The sequence below is a fragment of the Paenibacillus forsythiae T98 genome (assembly GCF_000520735.1).
Classification (GTDB): Bacteria; Bacillota; Bacilli; order Paenibacillales; family Paenibacillaceae; genus Paenibacillus_AQ; species Paenibacillus_AQ forsythiae.
In genome coordinates, this window is sequence record NZ_ASSC01000579.1 from 1 (window position 1) to 337 (window position 337).

The following is a 337-nucleotide window of genomic DNA, read 5'->3' on the forward strand; positions in this document are numbered from 1 at the left end:
CAACCGCAGCACGGTTGTCGCCGCACTCGGCCAACTGGCCGAACTCGGGCTTATTGAAGGCAGACAGGGGGGCGGCACAAGGGTAGCGGGGAAAGAGGACCCGCCATGGACGGCGGGAAGCTGGAACGATTATGTGGAGGAAGGCACCCATTATCCCAATTTGCCGGCTATTCAGGCGATCAACCGCCTGGAATTTCAGCCGGAGCTGCTTCGGCTCGGGACCGGAGAGCCCGCCCCCGAGCTGCTGCCGGGTGAAGAGATGCGCTCCATTCTTGCGGAGCTGGCGCGGGAAGAACTTCCGCTGCCGTATGAGGAGCCGCTCGGCAGCCTGCGGGTT

General features: G+C 64.1%; 1 pseudogene. It reads left to right on the forward strand.

The window, feature by feature from the left end:
• Positions 1-337: pseudogene (locus L692_RS32980) on the forward strand (PLP-dependent aminotransferase family protein); the annotation flags it as partial.